Below are 14,535 nucleotides of genomic sequence, written 5' to 3'. Positions count from 1 at the left end.
TCTTTCCGGTATCTCGAACCCCGATCGACCGTACATATCAGGGCGATCCCCGATGTCCTCGCGCGCAGAATCGGGCACTATCGGAAGAGTGCATCCTGCCACCCGCCTGATCACAGGACCAGAACCTGCACCCGACCGGCTCGTTCGCCGCTCGGGTGGCCGGATCGTGGGCGGAGTAGCAGGCGGGCTCGCCGACCACCTTGGCGTCGATGTCTTCAAGGTTCGCATCGCGTTCGTGCTGCTTGCCGCCTTGGGGGCGGGCATCGTCGCCTACGGAATGCTGTGGGTGTTCACGCCGAGCGGCACGGACACCGAGCGGCCGAGTCGGGAAGAGCGCCGGCGTGCGTACGGCCTCGCGGTCATGGGACTCGGTTTGGCAGCCGCGTTGTCGTGGGTGGTCTCCGGCACCATCGGCCAGATCATCGGGCCGATCATCATCGTGGCCGTCGGTGCGGCGTTGGTGTGGCGCGAATTCGACTCCGACGGTCCGCGTTCGGTCATCGGATTGCCGCAGCGTCCGTCGGTACTCACCTGGTCCCGAATTGTCGGTGGCGCAACGCTGATCGTGGTCGGGCTCGCGGTGGTCATCCTCGCGCGCGTGGACCTGAACTCGCTCGGTCCCGCACTTCTCGCCGTCTTCGTGACGCTGATCGGTGCAGGTCTGCTCACAGTTCCGTTGTGGCTGCGCACACTTCGCGCGCTGAACGAAGAACGAGCGGCACGCATCCGTAACGACGAACGCGAAGAAATCGCCTCGCACCTGCACGATTCGGTGTTGCAGACGCTCGCCCTCATCCAGAAGCAATCCGAAAGTCCCACCGAGGTACTGCGTTTGGCGCGCGGTCAAGAGCGCGAGCTGCGTAAGTGGTTGTTCAGCGGGGGTGAGGCAGCGCATTCGAGTCTCGCGGCGGCGCTACGGACGATCGCGGGCGAGGTGGAGGATCAGCACGGGGTGAAGGTCACGCCGGTGACGGTCGGTGATGCCTCGATGGGTGACGACGACGGCGATTTGCCGAAGGAGCATTTCACCGCTGTGCTCGGCGCATCACGGGAGGCGATGGTCAACGCTGCCAAGCATTCCGGCGTCGCCGAGATCGATCTGTTCGCCGAAGCGGAAGCCGATCAGGTCAGCGTGTTCGTCCGCGACCGAGGCAAGGGCTTCGACCTGACCACCGTCTCGCCCGATCGTCAGGGTCTTGCCCGTTCGATCCGTGGTCGGATCGAACGACGCGGCGGTGACGTCGATGTTCGGTCGACGGTTGGCAAGGGGACCGAGATTCGAATTCGGATGCCGCGCAGCGGTGCATCGGTGCATGCACAGACCGGTGCGGCCGTTCCGAAAGCCGATGCTCCTGATCTAGAGTGGGGCGCAAATGCCGCTACCACCCGACGAACTCAGACCCCGGAGGAGCAACCCAGGTGACCGACGCCTCTGAAGCTGTCGGCGCAGCGCGCTACCGAGTGTTCCTTGTCGACGACCATGCCGTGTTTCGTTCCGGCGTGCGTGCGGAACTCGGGCGTGAGCCGGACATCGACGTGGTGGGGGAGGCGGGCGGTGTCGCCGACGCCGTTGCCGGAATCGATACGACCAAACCTGATGTGGTGCTGCTCGACGTACACATGCCCGACGGCGGCGGCGTGGCCGTGTTGACGCGAATCGACTCGGGCCCTGTGTGTTTGGCGTTGAGTGTCTCCGATGCCGCCGAAGACGTGATCGCCGTGATCAGAGCGGGTGCGCGCGGGTACGTCACCAAGACGATCTCGGGATCCGAACTGGCAGATGGTGTTCGACGCGTTGCCGGTGGAGATGCCGTGTTCAGTCCACGACTTGCCGGCTTCGTGTTGGACTCGTTCACCGGCAAGTCGGCTGCGCCGGAGCCGCCATTGGACCCGGAGTTGGATTCACTGACGCCGCGCGAGTTGGAAGTGCTCCGGCTGCTGGCTCGCGGTTACACCTATCGCGAAATCGCCGAGGATTTGGTGATTTCAGTGAAGACGGTGGAAACCCATGCCTCCAACGTGCTCCGCAAAACGCAGCAGTCGAATCGAAATGCGTTGACCCGCTGGGCACACCGGCGCCGGATCGATTAGATCCGTTACGCGGACGCGATCCGAACGACCAGCGTCACGAACGCGACGATCAGCAAGACTGCAGCGGGCGCGATCTGACGATCGCTGACCCGCAGGTGTGCTCCGACAGCGCCGACGAAGTACGCAATGACGCCCAAGGCGGCGAGTACACCGATCGGCCACCAGAACAGGCCGACGATCAAACCGACCGCACCGGCGATTTCCACGTAGGCGAGCAGCGGAATTTTGTCGTCGGGAACTTCGACCGTGTGCATCGATGCAATGACATCGGCCTTGCGTGTCAGCTTTGCCCCTGCGGACATCGCCAGTGCGGCGGCGAGCACGACAGACACGATCGCGGTAACCAGAAACATGATTGCTCCCATTTCGTTTGCGGCTTTCAAAAACAAAGCTACTAGCGTGAGAGTAGCATGTAGACCATGTCCACCGAGCACGACGACTTCGTGTGCGGAGCCGCCCTCGCTCGCGCCTTCGACTTTCTCGGAAAGCGTTGGAACGGCCTGATTCTGGGGACGCTATTTGCCGGCCCTTCCGGCTTCGCGGAACTTCGCCGCGCCGTCGGTGGCATCAGTGATTCCGTGCTGGCCGAGCGTCTGGCCGAACTGTCGAAGGCGGGATTGGTCGTGCGCACCGTCGACCCAGGCCCGCCGCTCGCCGTCACGTATTCGTTGACACCGGCTGGTCAGGCGTTGCTACCTGCTCTACGCGAGCTCACGAAGTGGGCTGCCGACAACTTGTTTCAACGTTGAAATAGACCTGGTCTCCGGGTGACGGCAACTGTCGGGTAGAGATGAAGAACAAACCTTTGTCTTGATTTACGAGGTGGTGGTGACATGTCCGACGCGTTGGCAATCGGTGATGGCATTTTTCAGATCACGGTCCCGATGTCGCACAATCCGCTCGGCAGCACCCTCGTGTACGCGATGGAGTCGCCCGGCGGAATCGTGCTGGTCGATGCCGGGTGGGACGCCGACGAGGGCTGGGAGGGCCTGACCAGCGGGTTGGCGTCGGTTGGTCACTCCATCTCGGAGGTCGAGGGCGTGGTCCTCTCGCATTTCCATCCCGACCACACCGGGCTCTGCGGCCGGGTGCGTGACGCATCGGGAGCCTGGATCGCGATGCATGAAGACGACCACGAATGGTTCCGGCACATGGTGATGCCGCGCGATGCTGCGTGGATCGCCGAGCAGGTGGAGAATCTCGGCAACGCGGGTGCGCCCCAGGATGCTCTGGACGCGTTCGCGGCACTCGAACTCGACGCCCCTGTCGGCCCCGAATCGGCGCCAGACCGGACGCTCGCAGAGGGTGAAACGATCGAGTTGGCCGGTCGCGCGCTGCGGGTGGCGTTCACGCCTGGCCATACGCCCGGGCACGCGTGCTTCTACCTCGAGGATGCCGATGTGATGTTCACCGGCGACCACGTACTGCAGAAGACCACCCCGCACGTCGGCAACTTCACCTATCCGTTGGAGGAACGCGACGCGCTCGCCGAGTTCCTGGCCTCGCTCGATCGCGTCCAGTCGATGGGGATCACTCGCGGACTGGGGGCGCACGGGTTGCCGATGCCCGACTTGCCTGGTCGCGCAAAGGAATTGATCGAGCACCACGAGGAGCGCTTGGACCATCTCTACGATGCGTTCGGCGACGACGAGATCACGGTGTGGCAGGTAGCCGAACGGATGAAGTGGTACCGACCGTGGTCCGCCTTCGCGCCACTCGCGCGGAGCATGGCGCTGTCGGAGGCGGCCGCGCACCTGCGGCACCTGGTGGCTCGCGGCAGAGTTGCGCAGGTGCCGGGCACCGAGCCCGCCCGCTTCGCACGTCGTTGAGAAGACGGAAATCGACGGACGAAAGAGTAGGCAGCAGATGACTTCATCCAGACGACCCGATGCGGGGATCTCTTACGATCGCCGCGGTTCGGGCTCGCCGATCGTTCTCTTGCACGGAATCGGTAGCCGTTGGCAGGTTTTCGAACCGATCCTCGACGAGCTGGCGCGAACTCACGAGACCGTTGCGATCGATCTTCCCGGTTTCGGTGATTCGCCGAGCGATCCGACGGTGACATCGACGGTCGACGGTTTCGCGACATGGCTGACCGACGTATTCGCAGGCTTGGGGATCGAACATCCGCACGTGGTCGGCAATTCGATGGGTGGCGGCATCGCTCTGGAACTGGGTAGGCGTGGTGTCGCGAGTCAGGTCACCGCGTTTTCGCCGGTGGGCTTCTGGACACCCGCCGAGCGGAATTGGGCCAGGTCCGCGATCTCGTCGATGCGGGTCGTTGCCGGACGGCTGCCTGCTGTTGCCGCTTTCGGTACTCGTTCCGCCGCAGGACGTACGGCGTTGTTCCCGTTGTTCTTCGGAAAGCCGTGGAAGCTCGACCCTGACTCTGCCCAGCTGGCGGTCGACGGTCTGGTCGGGGCAACCATGTTCACGCAGGCACGTGAGGGTTTCGACCATTACGATCTGCGCGGCGAGTCTCGCGATCCGGGTGCGTTGAAGGACATCCCGGTAACCATCGCGTGGGGAACTCGCGATGCGATTCTGCCGCCGCGTAAGCAAAGTGTCGTTGCGCGCGAACAGTATCCGTTCGCACGGCACATCGCGCTGCGCGGTTGCGGCCACCTACCGTTCTCGGACGACCCGGCGTTGTGTGCAGGTGTGGTGCTGGCTACGCCAGGCCGATGACCAGAGCGATCACCAAGATCAGCACCAGTAGCATGCCCAACGCGATGGCGAGCGGAAGCAAGTTCTTGCCGGGGGTTTTCGTCGTGAGAGGGGCATGCTGCGGTTCCGGCCGCCCGAATTCAGGCCTGCGCGTCTCGGTGCGCTTAGGGATTCGTGGACTTCGAACGGCGCGCAACGGGGTGTTCTGCGGCATTGCCGGAAGCCCGCTCTGGGTGCGCCCGGAGAGCCGATTGGCATGCGGTGGAAGATAACTCGCGGAGCGCTGTGCCCACGGCGGAATACCGCCGTTGACCGCTTGCACGGGGGCGCCGAGCAGGTACTCGATACTGCCGCCCTGACCTGCTGCGACAACCGCGAGCGCGTCGCGCGCCTCCGTCATCGTCGGACGCTTCGCGGGGTCGGGCTCCAGCATGTGCAGCAGTGCGTCGGTGATCGGCCCACTGCGTTGTGGCGCAATGATTTCGGCCTTCGCGACGCGATGCAGCAGTTCCAGTGAGTCTTCGTTGATCCCGAACGGAGGTTGGCCTTCGGTGATCGTGTACAGCGTTGCGCCGAGGGAGAATACGTCGCTTTTCTCGGTGGGATCGTTGCCGCGGGCGACTTCGGGTGCGAAGTAGGCGGGGGTGCCGGTGATGACGCCTGCGCGATCGCTCTCGTGTTCGCCTTTGGCGCGGGAGATGCCGAAATCGCTGATCTTGACCATGCCAACGTTGCGTCCGCGATCGGCCACCAGAATGTTGCCTGGCTTGATGTCACGATGCACGATTCCTGCCGCGTGCGCGGTGGAAAGTGCGTCGGCAACCTGTGCGCCGATCTGCGCAACTTCGAGCGGGGGCAAGGCGTCGGTGAGGTTGAGTACCTGGGCAAGACTGCGCGACGGTAGGTATTCCATCACCAACCAGGGCTCGCCACCTTCGACGGTCACGTCGTACATACCGATGGCGTGGTTGTGGGAGAGTTTCGCCGCGATGCGACCCTCACGAATGGCGCGCCGGCGTAACTCCTCCGCCTCCGCTGTGGTGAGGCCGGTGGTGGACACGATCTGTTTGATCGCGACGTCACGGTCGAGCAGCGTGTCGCGAGCCAACCAGACGGCGCCCATTCCGCCGCCGCCCAGCTTGGATTGCAGTCGATAGCGGCCGGCGACCAGAAAGTCCGGTCCGACGCCCGGTCCTGAGTGTTCGGTCACGTCCACGAGGTTAGTGGACAACCGGTCTGCGTTGGGCTGGCAACCCTCCTTTCCGTGGCTCTACCTGCGGGCTTGACGTTTGTCGGTGGGAGGGGCTTTACTGGAAACGGTTCGAATATCTGTTCGATAACCGCGACTTCCCCGTGGTGTGTTCAGTCCGATATGGGGGTTCGCGGTGCCTGTTCCAGTGGCTTTCACCGAGCTTGCCGGGTTGTCCCGACAGGAGCGGTTGGAGCAGCTTCGACGCCGGATGGCGGCAGTTCCTGCCCGCGGCGAATCGGTGACGGAACACGTCCCTCTCGGCGAGGAACACGACTCGCGAGGGGTGCTCGACGTTCCGCCCGCACTCGCTGATCTACTGCCCAGGCGTGGCCTGAGCAGGGGGAGCGTGGTGACGCTGTCGGGTGCCGATTCACTGTTGCTCGGACTGCTCGCGTCGACGACCGGGGCGGGCGCGCATGCAGTGGTGATCGGCAGGCCGCGGCTCGGTCTGCTTGCGGCAGCGGAGATGGGTGCGCAGCTCGGACGCATCGCCGTGATCCCTGATCCTGGTCCGGATCCGGTCGAGGTGGCTGCTGTGTTGCTGGACGGCATGGATGTGGTGGTGCTCAGCCTCGGCGGCAACTCGGTGAACCCATCGCGTGCGCGGGCGGTGATTGCGCGAGCTCGGAGCAAAGGATCGATTCTGATCGTCGCCGACGGGCATTGGTCAGGCGCCGAGTTGCGCCTCGACGCCAGGGTGATCGGCTACGACGGGCTCGGCCGTGGCACGGGGCGGGTCCGGTCGATGCGGCTGGTCGTGCAAGCGCAGGGCAGAGCGTTCGGTCCTGCGACGGCTCGATTGGATCTGCAGTCGGTGGACGGTCGAATCGAATGGGTGCCGGAGGTGGGAGCGGAGCCTGCGGAGCGACCCGGAAACACCGCAGCGATCCCTGCTCTGCCCGCGGCGGTGTCGTTATGAGATGTGTCGCCATGAGGGCGGTGTCGCTGTGAGTGCGCGTGTGTTGGCCCTGTGGTGTCCCGATTGGCCCGCTGTCGCTGCAGCGGCGAGCGCCGATCTGCCCGCGACGCATCCTGTTGCCGTCACCTCGGCCAACCGCGTCATCGCGTGCTCGGCGACGGCGCGCGGAGAGGGTGTTCGGCGTGGTCTGAAACGGCGCGAGGCGCAGGCTCGCTGTCCGCACCTGCACGTCACTGTGGCGGATCAGGATCGTGATGCCCGGCTGTTCGAGCCGGTTGCCGCGGCGATCGATGCGATAGCTCCTGGCGTCGAGGTGCTGCGGCCAGGGCTGTTGGTGCTCTCGGCACGTGGGGTCAGCAGGTACTTCGGGTCCGAACACGCAGCGGCGGAACGGCTGATCGACGAGTCATCGGCAGCGGGCGTGGAATGTCAGATCGGCATCGCCGACGAGCTGTCGACGGCTGTCATCGCTGCTCGGCGGGCAACCGTGGTTACCCGTGGCGGTGGTGCGCAGTTCCTTGCGCCGCTGCCGGTGGCCGAGCTCGCCGCCGAGCCGAGCCTTGCCGCACCCGATCGTGCCGATCTGGTGGATCTGTTGCACCGCTTGGGTTTACGTACCATCGGAGATTTTGCGACCCTCTCGCCTGTCGACGTGGCATCGCGGTTCGGTACGGATGCGGTGCTGGCGCATCGCAGTGCACGCGGTGAGCCGGAGCGGCCGCCGTCGGCCCGGGCGTTGCCTCCGGATCTGGACGTGGAGCAACAGTGCGATCCGCCGATCGACAGGGTGGATGCTGCCGCCTTCGCCGGCCGGGCGTTGGCCGAGCAGTTGCACGTGAAGCTGGCTGCGGCATCGGTCGCCTGCACCAGGCTGCTGGTGCAGGCCAGCACCGGCAACGGCGAACACCTGTCGCGGACCTGGCGATGTGCCGAACCGTTGACACCCGAGGGCACCGCAGACCGGGTGCGCTGGCAGCTGGACGGCTGGTTGACCGGTCGCAGCGAGGCACGGCCGACGGCAGGCGTTGTCGTGCTCCGGCTCGAGCCGGTGGAGGTGGTGGCAGCCGGTGCGTTGCAGTTGGGGCTATGGGGCGGAGTCGGTGACGAAGACGAGCGAGCTCGGCGTGCATTGATCCGGGTGCAGGGTTTGCTCGGCGGCGAAGCTGTGCAGATCGGGGTGCTCAGTGGCGGGCGCGGGCCTGCCGAGCGCATCACCTTCGTTCCGCTCGGCGACGAGTTGGTGCCGGAATTCGATCCGGCGGCACCCTGGCCGGGCCGGCTACCGGAACCAGCACCGTCGTCGGTGTTGGACGACAGGCCTGAGGTTGCGCTGGAAAACGGTGCGGGCGACCCAGTGTCGGTCACCGAACGAGGTGTATTCAGTTCCGAGCCTGCTGCCTTGCGGTGGGGGACCAGATCGTGGCAGTTGCGTGGGTGGGCAGGGCCGTGGCTGGTGGACGAGCGGTGGTGGGATCCGGCGTCGGCGCACGTCGCTGCGCGCGCACAGGTGCTGCTGGCGAATTGGTCGGAGCCGGATCGTCAGCAGTCGAAGGCGCTGTTGCTGCTGTGCCACGACCAGAGCTGGAGCGTGGAGGGGGTCTACGAATGACTAGGCTGACCTCTTGTGGAGATGACTGCGGAACGGGTTTTGCTCGAAGGAACAGACATCGCCTACCGGTACTCGGAGCCCCAGGATCGGATTCCCGTCGTGCTGGTGCACGGCATGGGCGGCGACAGCCACACCTGGGACAGATTCGCGAACGATCTGGTCCAGCGCGGTCGTGGCGTGATCACCTTGGATCTGCGTGGGCATGGGCGCAGTGGGCATACCGGCTCTTACCTGTTCGACGAGTTCGCCGACGACTTACGCCACCTCTGCGACCACCTGGAGCTGGACCGGGTGGATCTGGTCGGACATTCGTTGGGTGGCTATGCGACGTCCGTCGTCGCGCAGACTCGACCCGAGCTGGTCCGTCGGTTGGTCATCGAAGAATGCCCGCTGCCCCGTCGGCCGAGCGATCCGGTGACCCCGTTGACCAGCCGATTCCCGAGCGTTCCGGAGCTCTGGCATGCCACGACCAGCTTGATTCGCCACCCCCGTGCGGTCATCGCCTACGACCGGTCGATGACGTCGTCCGCCCTCACACAGTTCCGGCAGGCAAATCCGCAGTGGTGGGATCGGCTCGGCGACATCACCGCAGAGACGCTGATCCTTGTCGGCGGTCCGGGAGGCATGGTCGATCCGATCAAGCTCGAGGCCGTGGTCGCCGCCATCCCGAACTGCCGAACGGTGAAGTTCAAATCCGGTCACAGCATCCACCGTGACAAGTACGCCGATTTCGCCGACATCGTGCTGCCGTTCCTGTCGGCGCCGTAGGCCCGAGCTATCCGCGCGGTCGCCACCCGGCCGTCGCGCGCGAGTAGGCCGCAGGTGGCATACCCACTGTTGCCGTGAAAGCGCGGATCAGATGTGCTTGATCACTGAAGCCCAATCGGTCGGCCAGTTCGGCCCAGTTCACCGGTGCACCGTCGTGTGCGCGTTCGGCCGCGTCGAGTAGCCGTCGGCGCTGGATCACCCATTTCGGGCCTATGCCAACGTATTCGGTGAACATCCGCTGCAGCGTCCGAGCGCTCACACCGGCGATCGATGCCACCTGATCCACGCGATGAACAGCGGTATCGTGTTCGATCCGCTCGACGATGCCGGCGATCTCGTCGACAAGCGGGTCGGGTTCGGGAGTCAATCGGTCCAGGTAGTCCTCGATGCCGCGCACCATCACCGAGGCGTCGGCTTCGGCAAGGATTCGAGCAGCGACGGGTGCGTCGTCCTCCGGCCACAGCACACCCGCGGGCACCACTTTGCCTTCCAACGCGCCGACGCTGGATCGGAGAAACGGGCGAAAACCAGCAGGCCGAAAAGCGACTCCGATTGCCTGCGCAGAGGTGTCGAACGTGCGGAAGAACGGGTCGCGGTTGATTCCGTTGACCAGCAGCCGTCCATCTTCGGCTGCCAAGTGGATCTTGGGCTGAGGTAGCACCTGCTGTCGATGTTGTGACGTCACGGTCCAGCGCACTACCCAGAGATACTCGACGTAGGGCTGCAGCGATTCCCGCGGATGATGCCTGCTGACGTCGATCAGTGGAGCTGCGAGGTCCGGCCGAATGATTGCACCGGGCTCACCCCGGGGATCCTCACGCTCGCCAGTCACGACCTCGGATTCTAGAGTGAGTACATGGCTGCTGCGGACCGATCCATCGAGTACTTCCCCGACGGCGCGGCATTCCGTGAGTGGCTAGAAGTCAATCATGGCTTGGAACAAGGGGTTTGGCTGAAATTCGCCAAGAAGGCATCGGGCGAGACGTCCATCGATTACGCCCAGGCGCTGGACCAAGCGCTCTGTTTCGGTTGGATCGACGGACAGACCAAGGGACTCGACGCGAACTTCTACCTGCAGGGATTCACGCCGCGTCGGGCGCGTAGCCCCTGGTCCAAACGCAACGTCGGCAAGATCGCCGAGTTGGCTGCGCAGGGTTTGTTGCATCCAGCCGGGCAGGCGCAGGTCGACAGAGCCAAGGCCGACGGCCGCTGGGATCGGGCGTACGACGGTCCGAAGGATGCCAAGACGCCGCAGGACTTCCTCGACGAACTGGCGAAGAATCCCGCTGCCGCCGAGTTCTTCGAGACCCTGGACAGTCAGAATCGCTTCCAGGTCTACTACCAGCTCAACGATGCGATCAAGCCGGAGACGCGAGCACGGCGCATCGCGAAGTTCGTGCAGATGTTCGCAGACGGCAAGAAGTTCCAATAGATGACAATCGAGAACCTGACCTGTTCTGCGCTGTCGGCTGTCGACGAACCGCTACCCGGAACCGCTGCGCACGTGAAGGGGTGGCTGTGCGTCGAGCATCCAGGTGCGTGGGGCCGAGACGTACTCGATGACGCTGTGTTGGGTCGAAATCTGTCGATCGAACTCGCTCGTCGAACCGCGGCCGCGGATGTTCGGCTGATGCTGATTCGCAGGGTGGGGCGGACCGTGCCGATCACGCATCGAACTGTGCTGCTTGCCAATTCGCGGCCCAGCCAGTCGTGGTGTGAGCGCATGACGATCACGAGTCTGGATCAGTTGTTGGAGATCGACCTCGGCAGATTGGGCGGTCCCGCGCCCGGCATCGGCGCGGCTGTCGAGGCGCCGCCTGTCCTGGTTTGCGTGCACGGAAAGCGTGATCAGTGCTGTGCGCGATTGGGTAGACCGATCGCAGCGGCGCTGGCACAACGCTTTCCGGCTGCGGTGTGGGAGTGCTCGCACACCGGTGGGCATCGGTTCGCACCGTCGATGATCTTGCTGCCCAGTGGTTACACCTACGGAAGACTCGATATCGAGCGCTCCGGAGATGTCGTGAAGGCAGCGCACGGTGGTGAGGTGTCGATCGACGGGCTTCGTGGTCGCAGTTGCTACAGCGCGGTAGGTCAAGCCGCCGAAGTCGCTGTTCGCCAGACGGTTTTGGCAGGCGCGGATGACTTGACCGTGATCGAATCGTCAGCCGATCCGGTGGTGGTGCATCGCGATGGCCGTCGGTGGGCGGTGAAGGTCACCACCGAGCCGTTGGCGCCGCGCCCTGCCAGTTGTGGTGCGGTTCTGAAACCGGGTGAAGCCGTTGTCGTCGAATCGGTGCGAGAACTGTAGGCGGCTTCGCCGCCCGTGCGTGAAGTTGGGTGTCAGGGCACCGAACTTCACTCACAGTGTGGAGCGCACTTCCCTTGAGCCCCATAGGTTTCAGGAGTTTCATGTCGGTGGGTCTCGATACACTTTCGGGTATGGGGTTAGGGGAGATTCTCAAAGAGCTGAAGTCGGTTGGCCATGAGACGTGGCAGCTGACCAACGACGCATTGGCGTCGTCGCTCCTCGACGTCTGCTCGGTGATCCACGATCTCGAAGCTCTGCGCTTCCGGATGGTCAGCGACATAGAAGATCGTGGCGCCGTTCCCTTCGGCTACACAGGTCCCGCAGCGTGGTTGGCAAGCACTACTGCGCTGAACAATCGCGAGGCATCAAGATCGAACGCGTTGCAGCTGCCTTGCGCCGCAACCCCGACGTCCGCGCCGCATACGAAGCCCAGGAGATCTCCGCAGATCATGCTGCGATGATCATCTCCTTCATGGAACGCCCACCCGCGGGCATGCCCGCCGAGGCCGCGCCCGCTGCTCTGGACTTTCTGCTCGACGCCGCGAAAGACCGAGATACCAAGGTTTTACGAGGTGCGATCGCCCGTCTGAAGCGAGTCTTCGAAGCCGATGACCCGCCACCTGCAGAGGATGTCGATCGCAACGAGTTCTTCGCCTCCACCACGATCAATGGTCGGGTGATTCTCAAAGGTGATGTCGATGCCGAAACCGGGGAGATGCTGCTCTCCGCCCTGTCCCCGTTGTCGAAACCACGACCCGATACTGATGCCGAACCCGACCGACGCACCCCGGCCCAACGCCGCGCCGATGCCTTGACCGAGGTGCTGCGCCGCTACCACGACTCCGCCTGCGGGCCTGATGAAGGTGGCGAACGCCCGCACCTGCACGTTCACATCAACGCCCACGATTTGGTCGAGAAGCCCGAACCGGATCGGGGTGCCTACCAAGAGATGTTCGCCGCGACGGATGTCGGGTGGACGCCGTGGATGGGACCCTTGTCTGTCGACACGGTTCGCCGCCTGGCCTGCGACTGCACCCTCTCACCGATCTTGTTGGACGAGAACGGCACCCCGATCGACCTCGGCAGAACAACCAAAGTCATTTCCCGAAAGCTGCGGCGCGCGTTGGTAGCTCGGGATCACGGCTGCGCCTTTCCCGGCTGCGGACGGCCACCGTCCTGGTGCGACGGACATCATGTCAAGCACTGGGCAGATGGCGGACCTACCGACCTCGACAATTTGGTGCTGCTCTGCCGGTTTCATCACCGAATGATCCACCACAGCGGCTGGGACGTGTTCATCGGTGAAGATCGACACCCCTGGTTCATCCCACCCGTCAAACGCGACCGATTCCGAGAACCCTTACCCGCCAACAACCGCGGCTCGCCGATCATGGCTTAGCCGGACGCGCAATCACACAGAACGGCTCCGCACCGGCAGCACCGGTGCGGAGCCGTTGTGCGTTCAAGCCCAGTCCACCCGATCAGCCAAGGAAAGCAGGGTGCGTTTCCGGGTTTCATTCGATTCGCCGATCCACCCAATTCGGCCGTAGACATGCTCGCGAAAGTGTGGCAAGTCGTCCCTGTTCTGCGAATGTGATCCGTAGCGAACGCAATTGAAGAGCAGTGCGCGCAGGTCGTCGTAGTCGGAACGTGCTGCTTGCGGACGATCGTTGACGACGAGGCCTGCTAGATGCTGTTGGCGATGTGCCCGCATGATTCGTGTCTTACGAGGGTGCACGGTAAAGCCTTCATCCGCCACGATCAGTCCGACGGCATGCACCAGACGATCGACTGCCAGTTCCGAGCCGGAGAATGCAAGGTCGTCGGCGTAACGGGAGTAGGCGGCTCGATGCGAGCGAGCCAACCCGGTCAACCTGCGATCGAGGCGATGGCACACCAGGTTGGCGAGCGCAGGTGACGTCGGTGCGCCTTGCGGCAGATGCGGAGTGCGGAGTCGGGTTGCGGATTCGAAGGGCAGTGGTGCAAGAACTTTCGCCGGCGTGGCCGTTGTGCAGAGTCCCGCGAGCACCCGCGCCACGTGATCGGGATAGCCCAGCGCACCGAACACCGCGCGCACCCGTGCCTGCGTGATCGTGGAAAAGAATGCGCGCAGGTCGATTCGGACAACCGCCTCGCGTCCCGCATGTGGGGCTGCGAAGGTGTGCACGCTGCGGCCGACGACGAATCCGTGCGCCGCCGGGTGGGTGGGAACGCTGTCGAGTACCGCCCGCAAGATCTTGCGCTGCACTTCGCGCAACCGCTCCTTGGGCGCTTCGAGTAGCCGATCACCTCGGGTGCGGTACCGATAGTGCTGCAGTGGAGGCGCTTTGGTGCGCAACCAGCCACCGCGATCGGCAAACCAGTCGAGCTCGGTGGGAGTGAGTCCGACGGCCTCGGCAACGGCCGCGGTCTGCGACCACTGCGGCACACCGAATTTCCACAGAACGCGCGGTGCGATTGGAGCAGGTCGATCGATGCGCGGAAGCTCGACCAACAACCGGTACACGCTCTCGGCGCCCTCGATAGGCGGGCTGGGCATGAGGTCGAACAGCCTATGCGCGATCGACACTGCGTCGCGCGCGCCGGCTTCCTCGAAGCGCTGCGTGAGTGCGTATTTCGTCCAAGGCCCCGCGTCCGCGACCTCCGCGAGGTGGCGAGCCATGACGGGCGGCAGCGCGCGTTGGTCGGTCATGCGTGCGACGGCGAGGGGCGACCGATAACTGTCGTCTGCGGCGCACTCAGGCACGCGAAGCGTGCGGTCGTGCGTCGGACGGTGCGTCCGGCTGATACTGACAAGCCAGGGGTTACCCCTGACGCGGCCACAACCGGCGAACCGGCTGCACCACTCGCCCCCGCACCGTCGCACATGGTCACGATGCCATATGACGAGAATCGGCTTGGCATGAGCCGAGGTCGCCGAT

At 64.5% G+C, this 14,535-nt stretch carries 16 protein-coding genes; 12 read left to right on the top strand and 4 right to left on the bottom strand.

The features are described from left to right. The first annotated feature begins 88 nt into the window (after positions 1–88). The gene (locus FOY51_RS13725; RefSeq protein WP_371830443.1) at positions 89–1,423 is read left to right on the top strand and encodes an ATP-binding protein; all 1,335 of its coding nucleotides are present in this window, start codon (positions 89–91) and stop codon (positions 1,421–1,423) included. Further along, entirely contained in the window at positions 1,420–2,091 is a 672-nt protein-coding gene (locus FOY51_RS13720; protein ID WP_149430781.1) for a response regulator, read from the top strand. Before FOY51_RS13725 ends, FOY51_RS13720 begins: the two co-directional genes overlap by 4 nt. A 5-nt stretch (positions 2,092–2,096) precedes the next feature. Here the strand turns inward: FOY51_RS13720 and FOY51_RS13715 are convergent, their stop codons facing one another. Next, positions 2,097–2,444 (bottom strand): DoxX family protein, encoded by a 348-nt coding sequence (locus tag FOY51_RS13715; protein ID WP_149430780.1) that lies wholly within the window; start codon positions 2,442–2,444, stop codon positions 2,097–2,099. A 66-nt stretch (positions 2,445–2,510) separates the two neighbouring features. On the opposite strand from FOY51_RS13715, the gene FOY51_RS13710 reads away from it, so the two are divergent. The 3 genes from FOY51_RS13710 (at position 2,511) to FOY51_RS13700 (ending at position 4,779) form a co-directional block, all read left to right on the top strand. Next, entirely contained in the window at positions 2,511–2,840 is a 330-nt protein-coding gene (locus tag FOY51_RS13710) for a winged helix-turn-helix transcriptional regulator (RefSeq protein WP_149430779.1), read from the top strand. An 84-nt stretch (positions 2,841–2,924) separates the two neighbouring features. After that, positions 2,925–3,920 (top strand): MBL fold metallo-hydrolase, encoded by a 996-nt coding sequence (locus tag FOY51_RS13705; protein ID WP_149430778.1) that lies wholly within the window; start codon positions 2,925–2,927, stop codon positions 3,918–3,920. Positions 3,921–3,957: 37 nt separating this feature from the next. Continuing rightward, positions 3,958–4,779, top strand: coding sequence for an alpha/beta fold hydrolase (locus FOY51_RS13700; protein ID WP_149430777.1), 822 nt, complete (start codon positions 3,958–3,960; stop codon positions 4,777–4,779). Here FOY51_RS13700 and FOY51_RS13695 read toward each other — a convergent pair. Further along, on the bottom strand, positions 4,763–5,968 hold the full coding sequence (locus tag FOY51_RS13695; RefSeq protein WP_149430776.1) for a serine/threonine-protein kinase: 1,206 nt from the start codon (positions 5,966–5,968) through the stop codon (positions 4,763–4,765). The genes FOY51_RS13700 and FOY51_RS13695 overlap by 17 nt on opposite strands. Positions 5,969–6,218: 250 nt before the next feature. Between FOY51_RS13695 and imuA' the strand changes: the two genes are divergently transcribed. The 3 genes from imuA' to FOY51_RS13680 are packed head-to-tail and all read left to right on the top strand — an operon-like array spanning position 6,219 to position 9,306. After that, complete coding sequence (imuA', locus tag FOY51_RS13690; protein ID WP_503487660.1) at positions 6,219–6,929, top strand: DnaE2-dependent mutagenesis accessory factor ImuA'; 711 nt, start codon at positions 6,219–6,221, stop codon at positions 6,927–6,929. 1 nt (position 6,930) lies between these two features. Then, positions 6,931–8,538, top strand: coding sequence for a DNA polymerase Y family protein (locus FOY51_RS13685; RefSeq protein ID WP_149430775.1), 1,608 nt, complete (start codon positions 6,931–6,933; stop codon positions 8,536–8,538). Positions 8,539–8,559: 21 nt separating this feature from the next. Beyond that, positions 8,560–9,306 (top strand): alpha/beta fold hydrolase, encoded by a 747-nt coding sequence (locus FOY51_RS13680; protein WP_149430857.1) that lies wholly within the window; start codon positions 8,560–8,562, stop codon positions 9,304–9,306. A gap of 7 nt (positions 9,307–9,313) precedes the next feature. On the opposite strand, the gene FOY51_RS13675 is transcribed toward FOY51_RS13680, so the two are convergent. Beyond that, positions 9,314–10,138, bottom strand: coding sequence for a helix-turn-helix domain-containing protein (locus tag FOY51_RS13675; protein WP_149430774.1), 825 nt, complete (start codon positions 10,136–10,138; stop codon positions 9,314–9,316). A 24-nt stretch (positions 10,139–10,162) separates the two neighbouring features. Between FOY51_RS13675 and FOY51_RS13670 the strand changes: the two genes are divergently transcribed. The 4 genes from FOY51_RS13670 (at position 10,163) to FOY51_RS13655 (ending at position 13,013) form a co-directional block, all read left to right on the top strand. Next, positions 10,163–10,738, top strand: a complete 576-nt coding sequence (locus FOY51_RS13670; RefSeq protein ID WP_149430773.1) for a YdeI/OmpD-associated family protein — start codon at positions 10,163–10,165, stop codon at positions 10,736–10,738. Beyond that, entirely contained in the window at positions 10,739–11,614 is an 876-nt protein-coding gene (locus tag FOY51_RS13665) for a ferredoxin family protein (RefSeq protein WP_149430772.1), read from the top strand. Between the two features lie 131 nt (positions 11,615–11,745). Beyond that, a complete protein-coding gene (locus FOY51_RS13660; RefSeq protein ID WP_149430771.1) occupies positions 11,746–12,075 on the top strand; it encodes a hypothetical protein in 330 nt (109 codons plus the stop codon). Then, entirely contained in the window at positions 12,006–13,013 is a 1,008-nt protein-coding gene (locus tag FOY51_RS13655) for an HNH endonuclease signature motif containing protein (protein ID WP_235916300.1), read from the top strand. The genes FOY51_RS13660 and FOY51_RS13655 overlap by 70 nt, the downstream gene beginning before the upstream one ends. A gap of 63 nt (positions 13,014–13,076) precedes the next feature. Here the strand turns inward: FOY51_RS13655 and FOY51_RS13650 are convergent, their stop codons facing one another. Next, positions 13,077–14,306, bottom strand: a complete 1,230-nt coding sequence (locus FOY51_RS13650; RefSeq protein WP_149430769.1) for a reverse transcriptase family protein — start codon at positions 14,304–14,306, stop codon at positions 13,077–13,079. Positions 14,307–14,535 lie beyond the last annotated feature (229 nt).

This window comes from Antrihabitans cavernicola (assembly GCF_008297975.1).
GTDB classification, from domain to species: domain Bacteria; phylum Actinomycetota; class Actinomycetes; order Mycobacteriales; family Mycobacteriaceae; genus Antrihabitans; species Antrihabitans cavernicola.
Note: the sequence above shows the minus strand (reverse complement) of the source record. Positions and strands in the feature narration are given on the sequence as shown.

Coding starts and splice junctions, on each gene's coding strand:
- FOY51_RS13710 (WP_149430779.1), top strand. CDS start 2,511: ATGTCCACCGAGCACGACGACTTCGTGTGCGGAGCCGCCCTCGCTCGC.
- FOY51_RS13680 (WP_149430857.1), top strand. CDS start 8,560: ATGACTGCGGAACGGGTTTTGCTCGAAGGAACAGACATCGCCTACCGG.
- FOY51_RS13700 (WP_149430777.1), top strand. CDS start 3,958: ATGACTTCATCCAGACGACCCGATGCGGGGATCTCTTACGATCGCCGC.
- FOY51_RS13715 (WP_149430780.1), bottom strand. CDS start 2,444: ATGTTTCTGGTTACCGCGATCGTGTCTGTCGTGCTCGCCGCCGCACTG.
- FOY51_RS13670 (WP_149430773.1), top strand. CDS start 10,163: ATGGCTGCTGCGGACCGATCCATCGAGTACTTCCCCGACGGCGCGGCA.
- FOY51_RS13650 (WP_149430769.1), bottom strand. CDS start 14,306: ATGACCGACCAACGCGCGCTGCCGCCCGTCATGGCTCGCCACCTCGCG.
- imuA' (WP_503487660.1), top strand. CDS start 6,219: ATGGCGGCAGTTCCTGCCCGCGGCGAATCGGTGACGGAACACGTCCCT.
- FOY51_RS13660 (WP_149430771.1), top strand. CDS start 11,746: ATGGGGTTAGGGGAGATTCTCAAAGAGCTGAAGTCGGTTGGCCATGAG.
- FOY51_RS13685 (WP_149430775.1), top strand. CDS start 6,931: ATGTGTCGCCATGAGGGCGGTGTCGCTGTGAGTGCGCGTGTGTTGGCC.
- FOY51_RS13665 (WP_149430772.1), top strand. CDS start 10,739: ATGACAATCGAGAACCTGACCTGTTCTGCGCTGTCGGCTGTCGACGAA.
- FOY51_RS13705 (WP_149430778.1), top strand. CDS start 2,925: ATGTCCGACGCGTTGGCAATCGGTGATGGCATTTTTCAGATCACGGTC.